The organism is Promicromonospora sp. NPDC057488, assembly GCF_042802395.1.
Taxonomy (GTDB): Bacteria; Actinomycetota; Actinomycetes; order Actinomycetales; family Cellulomonadaceae; genus Promicromonospora.
Map to the genome: position 1 here is coordinate 54,058 of NZ_JBHVEG010000010.1, position 16,776 is coordinate 70,833.

A 16,776-nucleotide genomic window follows, 5' to 3' on the forward strand; every position below is an offset into this window, starting at 1 on the left:
TGTCAGACGCCCAGGTCACGGGAGTGACCTGAGCGTCTGACAGGGGTGGTGCGGTCAGCCGATGTCGGCGTCGACCCAGTCGAAGGTCTTCGTCACGGCCTTCTTCCAGCTCCGGTAGAGCCGGTCGCGCTCCTTCTCGTCCATGTCCGGCGTCCAGCGCCGGTCCTCGGCCCAGTTCGCGGTGACGTCGGACTCGCCCTTCCAGAAGCCGACGGCGATGCCCGCCGCGTAGGCCGCGCCGAGCGCGGTGGTCTCCGCGACGACGGGCCGCACGACGTCGACACCGAGCTGGTCGGCCTGGAACTGCATGAGCAGCTCGTTGGCGACCATGCCGCCGTCGACCTTGAGCTCGGTGAGCTCCACGCCGGAGTCCGCCTTCATGGCGTCCATGACCTCGCGGGTCTGGTACGCCGTGGCCTCCAGCGCGGCCCGCGCGATGTGGTTCCGGTTGACGTACCGGGTGAGCCCCACGAGCGCGCCCCGCGCGTCGGGCCGCCAGTACGGCGCGAACAGGCCGGAGAAGGCGGGCACGAAGTACGCGCCGCCGTTGTCCTCGACCTTGCGGGCGTACCACTCGACGTCGGGGGCGTCGGTGAACAGGCCCAGGTTGTCGCGGAGCCACTGCACCAGCGAGCCCGTGACGGCGATGGAGCCCTCCAGCGCGTAGATCGGCGCGCTGTCGCCGATCTTGTAGCAGACCGTGGTGAGCAGACCGTTCTCGGACGGCACCTTCTCCGTGCCCGTGTTGAGCAGCATGAAGTTGCCGGTGCCGTACGTGTTCTTCGCGGTACCGACCTCGAAGCACGCCTGGCCGAACGTCGCCGCCTGCTGGTCGCCGAGGATGCCGGCGATGGGCACGCCGGGCACCATGCCGCGGGGGCGTCCGGTGCCGTACACCTCGGAGGAGGAGCGGATCTCGGGGAGCATGGAGAGCGGGATGGTCATGTCCGCCGCGATGTCCTCGCGCCAGGACAGGGTGTCCAGGTCCATGAGCATGGTGCGGGACGCGTTCGTGACGTCGGTGACGTGCACACCGCCGTCGACCCCGCCCGTCATGTTCCACAGGACCCACGCGTCCGTGTTGCCGAACAGCAGGTCGCCGCGGTCGGCCGCCTCGCGGGCGCCCTCCACGTTGTCCAGGATCCACTTGACCTTGGGGCCGGAGAAGTAGGTGGCGAGCGGCAGTCCGACGATCGCCTTGTACTTCTCCGCGCCCTCCGAGCCGGCGAGCTCGTCGACGATCGCCTGCGTGCGCGTGTCCTGCCAGACGATCGCGTTGTAGACGGGCTTGCCCGTCGTCTTGTCCCACACCACCGTGGTCTCGCGCTGGTTGGTGATGCCCACCGCGGCGAGGTCGGTGTGGTTGATGTTCGCCTTGGTCAGCGCGAGGCCCACGACCTGGCGGGTGTTGTCCCAGATCTGGTCCGGCTTGTGCTCCACCCAGCCGGCCTTGGGGAAGATCTGGTCGTGCTCGATCTGGCCGCTGGACACGATGGTCCCGGCGTGGTTGAACACGATCGCCCGGGTGCTCGTGGTGCCCTGGTCGATCGCGAGTACGTAGTCAGCCATCGGAGTTGACTCCCTTGTCTGTGTCGAGGTCTGCCTGGGGGTTCGGCTCAGAGCGACGCGGCGAGCAGGCCGCCCAGCGCGCCGCCGACCAGCGGGCCGAGAACCGGGACCCACGAGTAGGCCCAGTCGCTCGACCCCTTGCCCGGGATGGGGAGGACGAAGTGGGCGATCCGCGGGCCGAAGTCACGTGCCGGGTTGATCGCGTACCCCGTCGGGCCACCGAGGCTCGCACCGATGCCGGTCACGAGGAGGGCAGCAGCCAGCGGCCCCATGTCCCCGGGCCAGTTGGCGAACGACAGGATGACGAAGACCAGCATGAACGTGCCGATGACCTCGGTGACGAAGTTCCACGTGTACGAGCGGATCGCCGGGCCCGTGGAGAACACGCCCAGCTTCACGGCCGGGTCGGCGTCCTGGTCGAAGTGCTGCTTGTACGCCAGGTACGCGAGGATCGCGCCCACGAAGGCGCCGCAGAGCTGCGCGGCCCAGTAGATGAGCATGTTGCCGAAGTCGGCGGCGACCCCCGGGGCGAACTCCTCGGCCCCGCTGGCCAGGATGCCGAGGGTGACGGCCGGGTTGATGTGCGCGCCGGACTTCAGCGACACGAAGACACCCGCGAACACCGCGAGGCCCCACCCGAAGTTGATCATCAGCCAGCCGCCGTTGAAGCCCTTGTTCTTCGGGAGGATGGCGTTGGCCACGACACCGGCACCGCCGAGGAGCAGGATCATCGTGCCGAGGAACTCCGGCACCATGATGTCCGTGAATGCGTTCATCGCTGACTCGCTTTCTGCCGACTGCTCTGTCGGCGTACGGAGATAGTCCCGGCGGTCCCGCTACGGTGACCCGTCGGCTTGTGAGTAGGTGTGTTCCTTCGCTTTCCCTTTAGTTTCGGAGCGGCTGCATGGCCGCCACGTCCGGTGTGGTCAGGCGCGCGCGTTCGGCGCCCTCGTCGTCAGGCTCCTGCGCGGCCTGGCGTTCCGCGTCGATCCGCGCCTGCCAGGCGTGGACCTCGCGCTCGGCGTCCGCCGCGTCCCACCCGAGCAGCGGGCCGACGACGGCGGCGATCTCCTCGGCGGCCGCCGTGCCACTGTCCGGCACCTCGTAGACCAGGCGGGTGCGGTGGCTGAGCACGTCCTCCAGGTGCAGGGCGCCCTCGTGGCTCACCGCGTAGTGCACCTCCGCGCGCAGGTAGGCGGACGCGTGCTCCAGCGGCTTGGCGAGCGACGGGTCGGCGTCGCACAGCTCCACGATCTCGGCGAGGTTGGCGCCGTAGCGGTGCAGCAGGTGGTCCAGCATCGGGGGCGCCCAGCCGAACCGCTTGCCCCAGGTGCGCGCCTGGCGCTGCACGGCCCGCAGGCCGACGGCGCCGGTGAGCGGGATCTGGTGCGTGATCGAGGGGAGCGCGGCGGCGCGCTGCCCGATCGCGAAGTCGACGGCGTCCTTGGCCATGATCCGGTACGTCGTGAGCTTGCCGCCGGCGACGACGGTCAGGCCCGGCGTCGGCGACGCGACCGTGTGCTCGCGGCTGACCTTCGCGGAGCTGGTGCCGGCCTTGGTGCCCGGCTGCAGCAGCGGGCGCAGGCCCGCGTACGTGCCGATCACGTCTTCCCTGGTGAGCGGATGTGCGAGCACCGCGTTGGCATGGTCGAGCACGTAGTCGATGTCGGTGCTCGTCGCCACGGGGTGCGTGGGGTCGAGGCTCCAGTGCGTGTCCGTGGTCCCGATGATCCAGTACCGGCTCCACGGGATGACGAACAGCACGGACTTCTCCGTCTGCAGGATCAGCCCGGCGTGCCCGCGGATGCGCTCCCGCGGCACGATCAGGTGGACGCCCTTGCTGGCGAGCACGCGCAGCCCGCCCTCCGAGCCGGCCAGGGCCTCGGTGTCCTCGGTCCAGACGCCGGTCGCGTTGATGACCGCGCGCGCCCGGACGGTGATCTCCTTGCCCGTCTCCAGGTCCGCGACCACGGCGCCGTTCACCGCGCCCGTCGCGCCCTGGGTCAGGCTGACCACCTGGGTGCGGCTCGCGGCGTGCGCGCCGTAGCTCGCGGCGGTCCGGATCAGGGTGGCCACGAGCCGGGCGTCGTCGACGGAGGCGTCCCAGTACTGGACGGCGCCGACGGCGGCGTCGTGCGCCAGGTCCGGGAACTTGGCCTCCATCTGGTTGCGGCTCAGGTGCCGGTGGAACGGCATGGGCCGCCGACCCGGAGTGAGCGTCGCGAGGACGTCGTACATCGCGATGCCGGCGCCCACGTAGGCACGCTCCCACACGCGGTGCTCCAGCGGATACAGGAACGGGACCGGTCGCACCAGGTGCGGTGCGAGGTCCCGGAGCAGGAGGTCGCGTTCGGTGAGCGCCTCGTGGACCAGCTCGAAGTCGAGCATCTGCAGATAACGGAGGCCGCCGTGGACGAGCTTGCTGCTGCGGCTGGAGGTGCCCTGCGCCCAGTCCTGCGCCTCGACGACGGCGGTCGACAGGCCACGGGTGACCGCGTCGAGGGCGATGCCGGCACCGGTGACCCCGCCGCCGATCACCAGCACGTCCAGCTCGGCCGAGGGGCTGACACTGGCCTCGAGCGCAGCCAGAGCCTGGGTCCTTGCTTCTGCGGTCAGGCGAGTTGATGCCATGCGCCAAACTCACCACGCATTCCGTGACTTGGCAAGACCTTTGCCCTCGCCGCGCGGGTGTGTTGGGATGTTCTCTCGCTCACTTTCCGATTTGCCATTCGTTTCCCCTGGTGAAGGCCGGTGTACGCCCGCGGGTGATTGTTGGTGGCGACCGCCTGTCGTACGCGGCGGGCGCCGCTACGGCGGCCCGCCGTAGTGTGTCGCCGTGACGACACCCGGGGCGCCGGCCGCGCCCGTGATCCGCCCCGCCCTGCCCGCCGACGTGCGCACCATCCGCGACCTCGTCGAGCCGCTCAGCCAGGAGCGCATCCTGCGCCCGTACGAGATGGTCGGGTACTACGAGGCGGTCCAGGAGTTCCTCGTGGCGACCGACCCCGCCGCGGAGCGGGGCGACGCCGTGGGCTGCGGGGCGCTGCACGTGATGTGGGACGACCTGGCGGAGGTGCGCACCCTGGCCGTGCACCGCGAGTGGCGCGGCCGCCGCGTGGGGCACGCGCTGCTCGAGGCGCTGGTCGAGCGGGCCCGGGCCCTGGGCCTGCGCCGGGTGTTCTGCCTGACGTTCGAGGTGGACTTCTTCGCCGCGCACGGGTTCCGGGAGATCGACGGCACGCCCGTGACGCCCGAGGTGTACACCGAGCTGCTGCGCTCCTACGACGAGGGCGTGGCCGAGTTCCTGGACCTGGCGCGCGTGAAGCCCAACACGCTGGGCAACTCGCGGATGCTGCTGGAGCTCTGACCCGGCCCGCCCCCGGCCCGCCTGCCCTACTTCGGCAGGTGGAGGCGGCCCGCGTCGTCCTGTTCCGCGAGGCCGTCCTCGACCAGGCCGGCGATCGCGCGGTCGAGCTGGGCCGGGTCGTGCCACAGGCTCGCGAGCAGGGCACGGTCGACGGGCTCGTCCGCCTGCCGGAGCTCCGCCATCACGCGGCCGCGCGCCTGCCGGTCGGTGCCCGCCCAGGCCTGGGTGCGGCGCTTGTCGGCGTGCGCGTCCGGGGGCGACCCGGCCCGGCGCCACGCGCACAGCCCGGCGACCGGGCAGGCGCCGCACTTCGGTGCCTTCGCCGTGCAGACCAGCGCGCCGAGCTCCATCGAGGCGGCGGCCCAGCGGGCGGCGTCGGCGTCGCCCTCCGGGGCCAGGGCGGTCGCCAGGGCGCGCTCGGCGGCCGTGTACGACGGCGCCGGCAGCGCCGACCCGCCGACGGCGCGGGCCAGTACCCGCCGCACGTTCGTGTCGACCACGACGGACCGCTTCCCGTACGCGAACGCGAGCACCGCGGCCGCCGTGTACTCGCCGACCCCGGGCAGCGCGAGCAGCTCGGCCTCGGTGCGCGGGACCACGCCGTCGTGCCGCTCGACGATCGCGCGGGCGCACTCCTGCAGCCGCAGCGCGCGGCGCGGGTAGCCGAGCCGGCCCCAGGCGCGCAGCACGTCGGCAGTCGGGGCCTCGGCGAGGTCGGCGGGCGTGGGCCACTGCTCCAGCCAGGCGTGCCAGGCGGGCTCCACCCGGACCACGGGGGTCTGCTGGAGCATCACCTCGCTCACCAGCACACCCCACGCGGTGCGGTCCGGGGCGCGCCAGGGCAGGTCGCGCGCGGCGCCGTCGAACCACCGCACGACGCCGGAGCGCACCTCCGTACGTCGAGTCGCCTCCAGTGTTGTCACGGGGACTCATCCTGCCGCACCGCCGGTGTCCGGGCCGACCACACCCCGGGTGCCGGACCCGGAGCGAGGGCGGAGCGGGTGCGAAGCAGGAGCGGAGTAGGACATGTGACCGACTCGACGGCGCGGCTGCGGCCCGGCCCGGGCGCGGCGTCGTACTTTGGTGCCGCACGGCCGTCGTCGCACGTCAGGCCGTGGCATCCAGCAGCTTTCAGGGGGTCGAGCAGGTGGTCAGTGCGCCGGAGCGGACCGGGCGGTCCACGGGTCGGGTCGCGGCGGAGCGGGGCGTGACCGGTCCCCGGCCACGGCGGCGGGGACGCCTGATCGCGGTCCTCGTGGTGCTGGCGCTGGGCGGGATCGGGGTCGCCGCGACGTGGCCCAGGACGGACCCGCCGATCGCCGCGGCAAAGGTGGAGCCGCCCGAGCCCGTGGACCCGAACGCGGCGGCCGCGCCCTGCGCCCCCGAGGACCTCGACGTCGGCCTCGCGGCCGACCGCACGGCGGTCACGCCCGGTGTGCCGGTCCGGTTCACCGTGTCGGTGCGCAACATCGGCCAGGTGCAGTGCCTGGTCGACGCGCCCCGGCGCAGCCTCGCCGTCACGGTCTACGAGGGCGAGGTGGGCGAGCCGACGGCGGAGCGGGCCTGGTCGTCCGCGGACTGCGCCGACCAGGACGAGGAGCGCCTGCTGCTCCTCGGGCCGGGCGACGTCGACACCACCAGCGTGCGCTGGTCCGACTCCCGCTCGGCGCCCGACTGCCCGGGCGGCCAGCCCAAGCTGACGGCCGGCCAGTACACGGCCCAGGTCACGCTCGCCGACGTCGAGGGCGCGAACAGCGACGTGGTGCGGCTGACGTACACGGTGCCGCAGCCGTCGCCGTCGTCCTCCGGTGAGTCGTCCGCCGACCCGTCCGGGGAACCTTCGGGCGACCCCTCGGGGAAGGCGTCGGACGAGCCGGAGGCGAACCCGAGCGGGTCGGGGGAGGCCGGGGAGTCGGGCGGCGGGGAGAAGTCGGGCGCCGACGAGCAGTCGGACGGGAACGCGAAGGGCGACGCCGACGCGAAGGGCGATCAGGACGCCGACGCCGGGGACGGCTCGGGCAAGGAGTCCTGAGGCGTCACCCGCGGCGCGCCTTTCCCAGGCGTACCGCTCTTCCCGGGCGTACCCCTCGGGTCAGACGTACCCCTCGGGTCAGACGTACCCCTCGGGTCAGACGTACCGCTCGAGGATGCTGGACTCGGCGAGCCGGGACAGGCCCTCGCGGATGGTCCGCGCGCGCTGCTCGCCCACGCCGTCGACCGACATGAGGTCGTCCACGCTCGCGGCGAGGAGCTTCTGCAGGCTGCTGAAGTGCCCCACGAGCTGATCGATGGTCGCGTTCGGCAGGCGCGGCACCTTGGACAGGAGCCGGTAGCCGTGCGGCGCGACGGCGGCGTCGAGCGCGTCCCCGCCGCCCGGCAGGTCCAGGATCCGGCCGATCTGGCTCATGTCGAGCAGCTCCTGGGACGTGAGCGCCGACAGCTCGGCCTGCACGTCGGTCAGCGCGCGGTCCTTGCGGCTCAGCACGTAGTCGCGGATCACGAACTCGCGGTCCGAGCCGACGTCGCCGATCAGCTCGTCGAGCTGCAGCGCCAGCAGCCGGCCGTCCACGCCGAGCTCGATCACGTAGCCCGCGATCTCGTCCGAGATGCGCCCCACCATCTCCAGGCGCTGCACCACGGAGCAGACGTCGCGGACCGTGACCAAGTCCTCGATCTCCAGCGCCGACAGGGTGCCGGACACCTCGTCGAGGCGGGCGCGGTAGCGCTCGAGCGTGGCGAGCGCCTGGTTGGCGCGGCCGAGGATCGTGTCCGAGTCCTCCAGCACGTGGCGCTGGCCGCCCACGTAGAGGGCGACGATGCGCATGGACTGGCTCACCGAGATGACAGGGAAGCCGGTCTGCTTGGCGACGCGCTCGGCCGTGCGGTGGCGCGTGCCGGACTCGGTGGTCTCTATCGTCGGGTCGGGCAGCAGCTGCACGGCGGCCTTGCGGATCCGGGTGGCATGCCGGTCGAGCACCACGGCGCCGTCCATCTTGGACAGCTCGCGCAGGCGGGTGGCCGAGAAGTCGACGTCGAGCGAGAACCCGCCGGAGCAGATCTGCTCGACGACCGGGTCGAGGCCGAGCACGATGAGCGCGCCGGTGCGGCCGCGCAGGATGCGTTCGAGTCCGTCGCGGAGTTCGGTCCCGGGCGCGACGGCGGCCAGGGTCTCACGGAGCAGCTCGTCAGTGTGCGAGGAGGTCGTGGCCACGAAGAAATCCTACGCTGTGCCCCGGGTCACAAGTAGTTCGTTTCATGAAGCGGTCATCTCCCGGACGCCTCGCCGTCGCCCGCGCGGCCTATGCCCTGGGCCCACTCGACCGCGTCGCGGATGTGCACCGCCTCGACGAGCTGGAGACCCTCGGGCGCCTTGACCCCGGTCCCGTGCGGCACGACGGCGTGCGCGAAGCCCAGGCGGGCCGCCTCGCCCAGGCGCCGGTCCAGCCCGGCGACCGGGCGCAGGTCGCCGGCCAGGCCCACCTCGCCGAGGGCGACGGTGGCCCCCGGGAGCGGCTTGCCCGTCCGTGCGGACACCAGCGCCAGCGCGGCCGCGAGGTCCGACGCCGGCTCGGAGATCCGCACGCCGCCGACGGTCGAGGCGTAGACGTCCTGGTCGGCGAGCCGCAGGCCGCCGTGCCGCTGGAGCACGGCGAGGATCATCGCCAGCCGGCTGGAGTCCACGCCGCTGGTGGCGCGGCGCGGGTTGTTCAGCGGGCTCGGCGCCACCAGGCCCTGCACCTCGACGGCGAGCGGTCGTCGCCCCTCCAGCGTGACCGTGATGCACGAGCCGGCGACCCCCGACCCCGCGTGGGACAGGAACAGCCCGGACGGGTCGGGCAACCCGACGATCCCGTCCTCCGACAGGTCGAAGCAGCCGACCTCGTCCGTGGGGCCGTACCGGTTCTTCACCGCGCGGATCATGCGCAGGCGGGAGTGCCGGTCGCCCTCGAACTGGCAGACCACGTCCACCAGGTGCTCGAGCGTGCGGGGGCCGGCCACGGAGCCGTCCTTGGTCACGTGTCCCACGAGGATCGTGGGGATCTGCCGCTCCTTGGCCACGGCGATCAGAGCCGCCGCGACCTCCCGGACCTGCGAGACGCCGCCCGGGGCCCCGTCCACCTGCGCGGACGCGATGGTCTGCACCGAGTCCACGATGAGCATGTCCGGCTGGTTCGCCTCCAGGTGGCCGAGCACCGTACCCAGGTCGGTCTCGGACGCGAGCAGCAGCGTGGGCGAGAGCGCCCCGATCCGCTCGGCACGCAGCCGCACCTGGCCGGCCGACTCCTCGCCCGTCACGTACAGCACGGTGCGGGGCGACTCGAACCCGTCGGGGCCCAGCGCGCCGTCGGCCACGTTGCTCGCGACCGAGAGCAGGAGGGTCGACTTGCCCACACCCGGCTCGCCCGCCAGCAGGATCACCGCGCCGGGCACCAGGCCGCCGCCGAGGACGCGGTCGAACTCGCCCACGCCCGTCGGGTTGGCGCGCGCGGACTCCACGTCGATCTCGGCGATGGGGCGCGCCGGCGCCCGCGCCGGGGACACGGCGGCCGTGCGGGGGCCCGTCGCGGCCGGTCCGTCCTCGACCACGGTGCCCCACTCCTGGCACTCCCCGCAGCGGCCGACCCACTTGACGGTGGTCCAGCCGCACTCGGAGCACCGGTACGCGGGCCGGGCCTTCTTGGAGGTCGATGAGGTCACGAGGGGAACCGTACGTGGCACCACTGACACGGGCCCGAAGATCACCCCCGCGAGCCCCGTGACCGGCCCTCGCGGGCCGCCCCCGGCAGGTAGTTTGCGACCATGCCCCGCCCCGCGACCGCCCGCCCCGCCGGCCGCGCGCGGGCCCGCCTGGCCGCTGCCGTCGTCGCCCTCGCCGCCGCAGTGGGCACCTGGCTGGTCTGGTGGGCGATGGTCACCACCTGGCCCGGGCAGCGGGTCGAGGAGCTCGTGTTCGTCACCGCCGACCTGTTCCAGGACGTCGTCAACCGGCCCGTGGAGCCCGTTCTGCTGCTCGGCTCGCCGCCGTGGCTCGTGACCGGCTTCCTCGCGGTGTGCGGCGTCGGGCTGGCGCGCCGGCGGTGGGGGGCCACGGCCATGGCCGCCACCGTCGTGCTCGGCTCGAACCTGACCACCCAGGTGGTCAAGGACGGCGTGCTCTACCGCACCGGCCTCGTCGGGGAGTGGAACCGCGACATCAACACCCTGCCCAGCGGCCACGTCACCGTGGTCGCGGCCGCCTGGGCGGCGCTCCTGCTCGTCGTGCCCCGCCGCCGGCGGCCGGCGACGGCGCTCGCTGGCTGCGCCACGACCTGCGCGATGGGCCTCGCGACGATCGCGGACCGCTGGCACCGCCCGTCCGACGTCGTCGCGGCCGTGCTCGTGGTGGTGCTGTGGGTGGGGCTGGCGAGCGCCGTCGCCCCGGCCGGGTGGGCGGACCGGCCGCACGACGACCCGCTCGCCCGCGCCGACGTGCCGACGCGGCTGGTCACGGTCGCGCTCGGTGTGGTGGCGGTCCCGGCTGCCGGACTGTCGGCCCTGGCCGCCGCGGCGACCGAGGGGCACCTGTGGGCCGTGCTGCCCTGGGACGCCGGGCTGACGGCCTACGCGGGCGGCCTCCTCGCGGCGGTCGCGATCGCGACGGCGGCCTTCGCGGTGCTGCTCCCGCTGAGCCAGGCGGCGGCGCGGCCTCGGTAGCCGGCCCCTCACCTGTCCCGCCGGGCGTGCCTCCCTGCCGATGTCAGTGGCGCGACATAGGGTCTCAGCTGAGCCATCGTGACGTATCCGGTGGACGGAGCACGGGGGAGCCAGACATGACCGACCAGCGCGTGAACTCACCGCGCACCGGCGCGACAGCATCGGTGACCGCGAAGAAGGCATCGCCCGCCGTGTACCGGCGCCGTCGGTTCGTCGCGTTCGTGGGCGTGCTCGTCGTGCTGCTCGCGCTGGTGCTCCTGGCCGGCTTCGCGTGGCCCGGCTTCTGGCGCGCCGAGGCGACGCCGGAGCCCGTGCCCACCGTGACCGTCACGGCGCCGGTGCCGACCCCGACCGTCAAGGCGATGGACCGCAGCGGCGAGGAGACCGCCTTCCAGAAGGCCCTCCCGTCGGCGGTCCTGCAGCTCGCGCTCGGCTCGCTCGACGAGGCCAAGGAGCCCAAGGGCGAGGGCGCGCTGGAGGCCTGGAACGCCGAGTACTCCGACGGCGACGCGATCGAGGTCGCGGTCGTCGCCGGGCAGTGGTCCTCGGACGACGAGGCGGCCACCGCCGCCACGGCCTGGACCTCGTCCGCCGGCGAGGCGGAGCGGACCGGCGACGTCAAGGTCGGCAAGAAGGTCGTCGGGCAGTACGCGTTCGTCCCGGCCAAGGGCGGCAAGACCGTGGTCGTGTGGCAGAACGGGACGGTCGTGCTGCAGGCGACCGGCCCGACCGACCGCATGGAGGACTTCTACACCGCATTCCCCCTGTGACGGCGAGCGGTCGCGCGCGCCGGGGGACAATGGTGTGGTGAACCAGCGACTTGCAGTGCTCGGGGCCGGGAACATGGGCGAGGCGGTGCTCGCGGGTGCGCTCTCGGCGGGCTGGGCCGCGTCCGACGTGGTGGCGACCGTGCGTACCGAGGCCAAGGCCCAGCACCTCCGCGAGACCTACCAGGTGGCCACGACCAGCGACAACGTGGCGGCGGTCCGCGGCGCGGGCATCGTGCTCGTGGGCGTGAAGCCCAAGGACGTGGGCGCGCTGCTCGACGAGGTCGCGCCCGCGATCGACCCGGACGCCGTGGTCGTCACCGTCGCGGCGGGCCACCCGACGGCCTTCTACGAGCGGCGGCTGCCCGCCGGCGTCGCGGTGGTCCGCACCGTGCCCAACACGCCCGCCGCCATCGGCGCGGGCATCACGGCGATCGCGCCGGGCGCGGCCGCCACGGAGGCCCACCTGGCGGCGGTCGAGCACCTGTTCGCCGGCACCGGCGCGGTGGTCCGCGCCGCGGAGAAGGACCTGGACGCCGTCTCGGCGATCTCCGGCTCCGGCCCGGCGTACGTCTTCTACGTGGCCGACGCGCTCGCCGAGGCCGGGGTCCTGCTCGGCCTCACGCGCGACGTCGCGCGCCGCCTCGCGACCCAGACCCTGCTCGGCGCCTCGCGCCTCATGGACGAGTCGGGGGAGCACCCGGTCGTGCTCCGCGAGAAGGTCACCTCACCCGGTGGCACCACGGCGGCCGCCCTGCGCGCTCTGGACGAAGGCGGCGTGCGCGCCTCGTTCCTGAGTGCCGCCGCGGCCGCGCGTGACCGCGCGCAACAGCTGGGTGGATGATCCTCCCGTGACCATCTCTCGACCCGCGACGACGCGGCCGCCGGCCATGGCCGACGTCGCCGCGCTCGCCGGCGTGTCCCACCAGACCGTCTCGCGCGTGCTGAACGGCCACCGCAGCGTGCGCCCGGCCACCCGGGAGCGGGTGCTGGAGGCCATCGCGGAGCTCGGCTACCGCCGCAACAGCGCGGCGCGCGCCCTGGTCACGGCCCGCTCGGCCACGGTGGGCGTGGTGACCACCGGGTCGCCGCTGTTCGGCCCGTCGAGCACGCTGATCGCCGTCGAGGAGGCCGCGCGGGAGCAGGGCTGGTACGTCAGCGTCGCGACGCTGCGGCAGTACGACACCGCCACCATGCACAACGCCCTCGAGCACTTCATGGACCAGGCGGTCGAGGGCATCGTGGTGATCGCGCCGCACAGCGACGTGGCCGACGCCGTGGAGTCGTTCCAGGCCCCCGTGCCCGTGGTCCTCATCGCGGCCCGCGAGCTCCAGCCGGACGTGCCCACCATCCCGCTCTCCGTCGACCAGCGGGCGGGGGCGCGGCTCGCCGTCGAGCACCTGATCGAGCTGGGGCACCGGCGCATCCTGCACGTCGCCGGACCGCAGGACTGGCTGGACGCCGTCCAGCGCGAGGAGTCCTGGCGCGCGGTGCTCACCGAGCACCGTATCCCCGTGCCCGAGCCCGTGATCGCCGGCTGGACCGCGGACCGCGGCTACATGGTGGGGCTCGACCTGGCCCAGCGGGTCCGGTCCGGCGACGGGCCCACGGCGGTCTTCGCCGCCAACGACCAGCTCGCGCTCGGCCTGCTGCGCGCGTTCTGGGAGTGCGGCGTCTCCGTGCCCGACGACGTCTCGGTGGTCGGGTTCGACGACGTCGACGGCTCGGGCCACTTCATCCCGCCGCTCACGACCGTGCGCCAGCCGTTCGTGGACCTCGGCCGGCGCAGCGTGGCGCTGCTGCTCGCGGCGGTCGACGGCGGCAAGCCTGCCGCCGAGCTGATCGCTCCTGAGCTGGTGGTGCGCAGGAGCGCCGCGGCCCCGCGCGCCTGACCGGCGTCACCCCGCGCGCCTGATCGCCCGCGCGCAGCCCGCCTGGCCGCCGTCGTGCATGGCGCCTGACCCCTCCCGGGGGCCCCGCATACCTTTATGAGAACGTTGCCGGAGGGGGCGTTGACACGTCCGCGAGGCAGTGGCAGAGTCACCGCGCACAAGGATGTTTACGTTCACATTCTTGGCGCCGGGCAGTGTCGTCCGGCGTGATCCGAGGACATTGCCGTCCAGGAGAGTCCGGACGACGCCGTCCGGGGAAAGGGGTGTGACCGTGGCCGGTCGCCGCCCACCGAGCCGCCGCGTCTCCGCGGCTGGCTGGAGCTTCGTGACGCCCTTCCTGGTGGTGTTCGCGCTGATGCTCATCACCCCGCTGGTCTACTCGATGTACCTGAGCCTGTTCCGCAACCAGCTCATGGGCGGGACGACGTTCGCGGGGTTCGCCAACTACGTGACCGCCTTCGGTGACCCCAAGCTCTGGGACGGCGTGGGGCGGGTCAGCCTGTTCCTGGTGGTGCAGGTGCCGATCATGCTGGCGGTCGCCCTGATCGCCGCGCTCGCGATCGACAGCGGCCGCCTGCACGGCAAGAGGCTCTTCCGCGTGGCGCTGTTCCTGCCGTACGCCGTGCCCGGCGTCGTCGCGGTCCTGATGTGGGGCTTCATGTACGACGACCGGCTGGGTCTCACCGGGAGCGTGAACGACCTGGTGGGCTTCGCGCTCATCGACCCGTACACCAAGCAGTGGATCCTCACCGCGATCGGCAACATCGTGACCTGGCAGTTCGTGGGCTACAACATGCTGATCCTGTACGCGGCGCTCAGGACGGTGCCGCTCGAGATCTACGAGGCGGCGGCCATCGACGGCGCCAACCAGTTCCGCATCATGCGGTCCATCAAGATCCCCGCCGTCCGCGGGGCCCTGGTGATCGCGACGATCTTCTCGATCATCGGCAGCTTCCAGCTCTTCACCGAGCCGATCGTCCTGAAACAGATCGAACCGGCGCTGATCTCGACCTACTACACACCGAACATCTACGCCTACAACCTGAGCTTCGTGGGCAACCAGGTGAGCTATGCCGCAACCGTCGCGATCGTGATGGGCGTGGTCACCGCGATCGTCGCGTACGTGGTGCAGCTCCGCGGGACCCGGAGGGAGATCTGATGGCCGGCTACTCGTACCACCGTCCGCGCAAGTCGATCACCCTGACCGTCCTGCTGGGCGCGCTGCTGATCTACTCGATCCTCCCGCTGACCTGGATGCTGTTCAGCGTCACCAAGACCCAGCCCGAGCTGCTCAGCTCGTTCGGCCTGTGGTTCTCGGGCGACTTCGCGTTCTTCGACAACGTGCAGGCGGTGCTCACGCGCGACGACGGCGTCTTCCTCAAGTGGTTCGGCAACACGCTGGTCTACGTGATCGTGGGCGCCGGCGGCGCCACGGTCCTCGCGACCGCCGCCGGGTACGGCCTGGCCAAGTACCGGTTCCGCGGGCGCAACGCGGTGTTCGCCGTCATCCTCGGGGCGATCGCCGTGCCCGGCACGGCCCTCGCGGTGCCGACGTTCCTGCTGTTCAGCCAGTGGGGCCTGACCAACACGATGTGGGCGGTCATCCTGCCGTCGCTCGTCTCGCCCTTCGGGCTCTACCTCATGTGGGTGTTCTCGGCGGAGGCCGTGCCCACCGAGATCCTGGAGGCGGCCCGGGTCGACGGCTCGGGCGAGTGGCGCACCTTCTTCACGATCTCGCTGCGCCTGCTGGCGCCGGGCATCGTGACGGTGGCGCTGTTCGCGATCGTCGCCACCTGGAACAACTACTTCCTGCCGCTGATCATGCTCAACGACCCGGACCTGTACCCGCTGGTGCTGGGTCTGTACCAGTGGCTGGCGGATGCCTCGGGCATCGGCGCCCAGCCGGTGTTCAACCTGGTCATCACCGGGTCGTTCCTGACGATCGTGCCGATCGTGGTGGTGTTCCTGGTGCTCCAGCGGTACTGGCAGTCCGGCCTGAGCGCGGGCAGCGTCAAGGCTTAGGTGAGGTCGGCCCCGCCGACGTCGAGAGACCTGAACTACAACGATGTGGAAGAAGGAAGACCAATGACCATCACCCGTAACCGCCGGGTCGCGCTCGGCGCCCTGGCCGCACTGATGGCAGCCTCGCTCACCGCCTGTTCGGGCGGCGGGGGCGACGACGGCGGCGGTGGCGGCGCCTCGGAGGGTGCCAGCGCCGACGAGATCGAGGCCGCGCTCCAGGAGGGCGGCAGCATGTCGTACTGGACGTGGACCCCGCAGGCCGAGACGCAGGTCGCGGCGTTCGAGAAGGCGTACCCGAACGTCGACGTCACCCTCGTGGACACCGTCGGCGCCGGCGACGCCAACACCAAGCTGCAGAACGCGATCGCCGCCGGGACCGGCGTTCCCGACGTGGTGCAGATCGAGTACCAGTCCATCCCGCAGTTCCAGCTGCCCGGCCAGCTCGTGGACCTCACCGCGTTCGGGTTCGCCGACCTCGAGGACCTGTACACGCCGTCCACGTGGGGTGCGATCTCGCAGCAGGGCATCTGGGGCCTGCCCCAGGACTCCGGCCCCATGGCGTTCTTCTACAACCAGGACGTGTTCGACGCCGCGGGCGTCGAGGTGCCGACCACCTGGGACGAGTACAAGGAGGCCGCGGCCAAGATCAAGCAGCACGACCCCGAGACCTGCATCGGCAACGACACCGGCGACGCCGGCTTCACCACCAGCATGATCTGGCAGGCCGGCGGCAAGCCGTTCCACACCGAGAACGGCGAGGTCACCATCGACCTGGCCGACGAGGGCAGCACCAAGTGGGCCGACATGTACCAGCCGCTGATCGACGACGAGCTGCTCTGCCAGCTCCCGGGCTGGAGCGACGAGTGGTACCAGGCCCTGAACGACGGCACCATCGGCTCGGTGGCGCTGGGCGCGTGGATGCCCGGCATCCTCGAGGACGGCGTGCCGGACGGCAAGGGCAAGTGGCGCGTGGCCCCGATGCCGACCTACGACGGCACCCCGACCAACGCCGAGAACGGCGGCAGCGCGGAGTCCATCCCCGGGGCGGCGGAGAACAAGCTGCTCGCGGCCGGGTTCCTGAAGTGGCTCAACTCGAGCGACGAGTCGATCGAGGCGTTCATGGAGACGGGCGGCTTCCCCGCCACGGTCAAGCAGCTGGAGTCTCCTGAGTTCCTGGGCTACGAGTCCGAGTACTTCGGCGGGCAGAAGATCAACGAGGTGCTCGCTGCGGGCGCGGCCGACGTCAACGAGGGCTGGCAGTACCTGCCCTGGCAGTCGTACGCGAACAGCATCTTCGCGGACACCGTGGGCCAGTCCTACCTCGACAAGACGTCGCTGACGGACGGTCTCGCCGCCTGGCAGGAGGAGAACGTGTCGTACGGCACGGAGCAGGGCTTCACGGTCAACGGCGGCTGATCCGCCCCACCGAGAGAACGTGTCAGACCCCCAGGTCACCCCGGTGACC

Annotated in this window: 15 protein-coding genes; 9 read left to right on the forward strand and 6 right to left on the reverse strand. The window is 72.3% G+C overall.

Features of this window, described 5'->3' with window-relative positions:
- Positions 1-54 precede the first annotated feature (54 nt).
- The 3 genes from glpK to ACFU5G_RS03835 all read right to left on the reverse strand — a co-directional run bounded on the left by glpK (position 55) and on the right by ACFU5G_RS03835 (position 4,200).
- Positions 55-1,569 carry a glycerol kinase GlpK gene (gene glpK, locus ACFU5G_RS03825; protein WP_377240948.1) on the reverse strand — a complete coding sequence of 505 codons (1,515 nt, stop codon included), beginning with the start codon at positions 1,567-1,569 and terminating at the stop codon, positions 55-57.
- A 47-nt stretch (positions 1,570-1,616) separates the two neighbouring features.
- A complete protein-coding gene (locus ACFU5G_RS03830; protein ID WP_377240950.1) occupies positions 1,617-2,345 on the reverse strand; it encodes an MIP/aquaporin family protein in 729 nt (242 codons plus the stop codon).
- 109 nt (positions 2,346-2,454) lie between these two features.
- Positions 2,455-4,200 carry an FAD-dependent oxidoreductase gene (locus ACFU5G_RS03835; RefSeq protein WP_377240952.1) on the reverse strand — a complete coding sequence of 582 codons (1,746 nt, stop codon included), beginning with the start codon at positions 4,198-4,200 and terminating at the stop codon, positions 2,455-2,457.
- Between the two features lie 205 nt (positions 4,201-4,405).
- On the opposite strand from ACFU5G_RS03835, the gene ACFU5G_RS03840 reads away from it, so the two are divergent.
- The gene (locus ACFU5G_RS03840; RefSeq protein ID WP_377240954.1) at positions 4,406-4,936 is read left to right on the forward strand and encodes an amino-acid N-acetyltransferase; all 531 of its coding nucleotides are present in this window, start codon (positions 4,406-4,408) and stop codon (positions 4,934-4,936) included.
- 26 nt (positions 4,937-4,962) lie between these two features.
- Here ACFU5G_RS03840 and ACFU5G_RS03845 read toward each other — a convergent pair whose 3' ends face one another.
- Positions 4,963-5,859, reverse strand: coding sequence for an A/G-specific adenine glycosylase (locus ACFU5G_RS03845; RefSeq protein ID WP_377240956.1), 897 nt, complete (start codon positions 5,857-5,859; stop codon positions 4,963-4,965).
- 284 nt (positions 5,860-6,143) lie between these two features.
- Between ACFU5G_RS03845 and ACFU5G_RS03850 the strand changes: the two genes are divergently transcribed.
- Positions 6,144-6,968, forward strand: a complete 825-nt coding sequence (locus ACFU5G_RS03850; protein ID WP_377240958.1) for a hypothetical protein — start codon at positions 6,144-6,146, stop codon at positions 6,966-6,968.
- A 96-nt stretch (positions 6,969-7,064) separates the two neighbouring features.
- On the opposite strand, the gene disA is transcribed toward ACFU5G_RS03850, so the two are convergent.
- Together disA and radA are read right to left on the reverse strand one after the other, a co-directional pair.
- Positions 7,065-8,147, reverse strand: a complete 1,083-nt coding sequence (gene disA, locus ACFU5G_RS03855) for a DNA integrity scanning diadenylate cyclase DisA (protein ID WP_377240960.1) — start codon at positions 8,145-8,147, stop codon at positions 7,065-7,067.
- 53 nt (positions 8,148-8,200) lie between these two features.
- The gene (radA, locus tag ACFU5G_RS03860; RefSeq protein ID WP_377240962.1) at positions 8,201-9,634 is read right to left on the reverse strand and encodes a DNA repair protein RadA; all 1,434 of its coding nucleotides are present in this window, start codon (positions 9,632-9,634) and stop codon (positions 8,201-8,203) included.
- Positions 9,635-9,736: 102 nt separating this feature from the next.
- Between radA and ACFU5G_RS03865 the strand changes: the two genes are divergently transcribed.
- From ACFU5G_RS03865 to ACFU5G_RS03895, 7 genes are all read left to right on the forward strand, one after another.
- Complete coding sequence (locus ACFU5G_RS03865; protein WP_377240964.1) at positions 9,737-10,630, forward strand: phosphatase PAP2 family protein; 894 nt, start codon at positions 9,737-9,739, stop codon at positions 10,628-10,630.
- 116 nt (positions 10,631-10,746) lie between these two features.
- Positions 10,747-11,400 carry a hypothetical protein gene (locus ACFU5G_RS03870; RefSeq protein ID WP_377240966.1) on the forward strand — a complete coding sequence of 218 codons (654 nt, stop codon included), beginning with the start codon at positions 10,747-10,749 and terminating at the stop codon, positions 11,398-11,400.
- A 37-nt stretch (positions 11,401-11,437) separates the two neighbouring features.
- Positions 11,438-12,241: a pyrroline-5-carboxylate reductase gene (gene proC, locus ACFU5G_RS03875; RefSeq protein ID WP_377240968.1), complete on the forward strand. Its 804-nt coding sequence runs from the start codon at positions 11,438-11,440 to the stop codon at positions 12,239-12,241.
- 46 nt (positions 12,242-12,287) lie between these two features.
- Entirely contained in the window at positions 12,288-13,289 is a 1,002-nt protein-coding gene (locus ACFU5G_RS03880; protein WP_377240978.1) for a LacI family DNA-binding transcriptional regulator, read from the forward strand.
- 265 nt (positions 13,290-13,554) lie between these two features.
- Positions 13,555-14,448: a carbohydrate ABC transporter permease gene (locus ACFU5G_RS03885; protein ID WP_377240970.1), complete on the forward strand. Its 894-nt coding sequence runs from the start codon at positions 13,555-13,557 to the stop codon at positions 14,446-14,448.
- A complete protein-coding gene (locus ACFU5G_RS03890) occupies positions 14,448-15,311 on the forward strand; it encodes a carbohydrate ABC transporter permease (protein WP_377240972.1) in 864 nt (287 codons plus the stop codon). Before ACFU5G_RS03885 ends, ACFU5G_RS03890 begins: the two co-directional genes overlap by 1 nt.
- Positions 15,312-15,374: 63 nt before the next feature.
- Positions 15,375-16,727, forward strand: a complete 1,353-nt coding sequence (locus ACFU5G_RS03895; protein ID WP_377240974.1) for an ABC transporter substrate-binding protein — start codon at positions 15,375-15,377, stop codon at positions 16,725-16,727.
- The last annotated feature ends 49 nt before the right edge of the window (positions 16,728-16,776 follow it).

Excerpts from the sequence above, each read along its gene's own strand:
- ACFU5G_RS03865 (WP_377240964.1), top strand. The coding sequence starts at position 9,737 with ATGCCCCGCCCCGCGACCGCCCGCCCCGCCGGCCGCGCGCGGGCCCGC.
- ACFU5G_RS03835 (WP_377240952.1), bottom strand. The coding sequence starts at position 4,200 with ATGGCATCAACTCGCCTGACCGCAGAAGCAAGGACCCAGGCTCTGGCT.
- ACFU5G_RS03895 (WP_377240974.1), top strand. The coding sequence starts at position 15,375 with ATGACCATCACCCGTAACCGCCGGGTCGCGCTCGGCGCCCTGGCCGCA.
- ACFU5G_RS03830 (WP_377240950.1), bottom strand. The coding sequence starts at position 2,345 with ATGAACGCATTCACGGACATCATGGTGCCGGAGTTCCTCGGCACGATG.
- ACFU5G_RS03870 (WP_377240966.1), top strand. The coding sequence starts at position 10,747 with ATGACCGACCAGCGCGTGAACTCACCGCGCACCGGCGCGACAGCATCG.
- glpK (WP_377240948.1), bottom strand. The coding sequence starts at position 1,569 with ATGGCTGACTACGTACTCGCGATCGACCAGGGCACCACGAGCACCCGG.
- ACFU5G_RS03880 (WP_377240978.1), top strand. The coding sequence starts at position 12,288 with ATGGCCGACGTCGCCGCGCTCGCCGGCGTGTCCCACCAGACCGTCTCG.
- ACFU5G_RS03890 (WP_377240972.1), top strand. The coding sequence starts at position 14,448 with ATGGCCGGCTACTCGTACCACCGTCCGCGCAAGTCGATCACCCTGACC.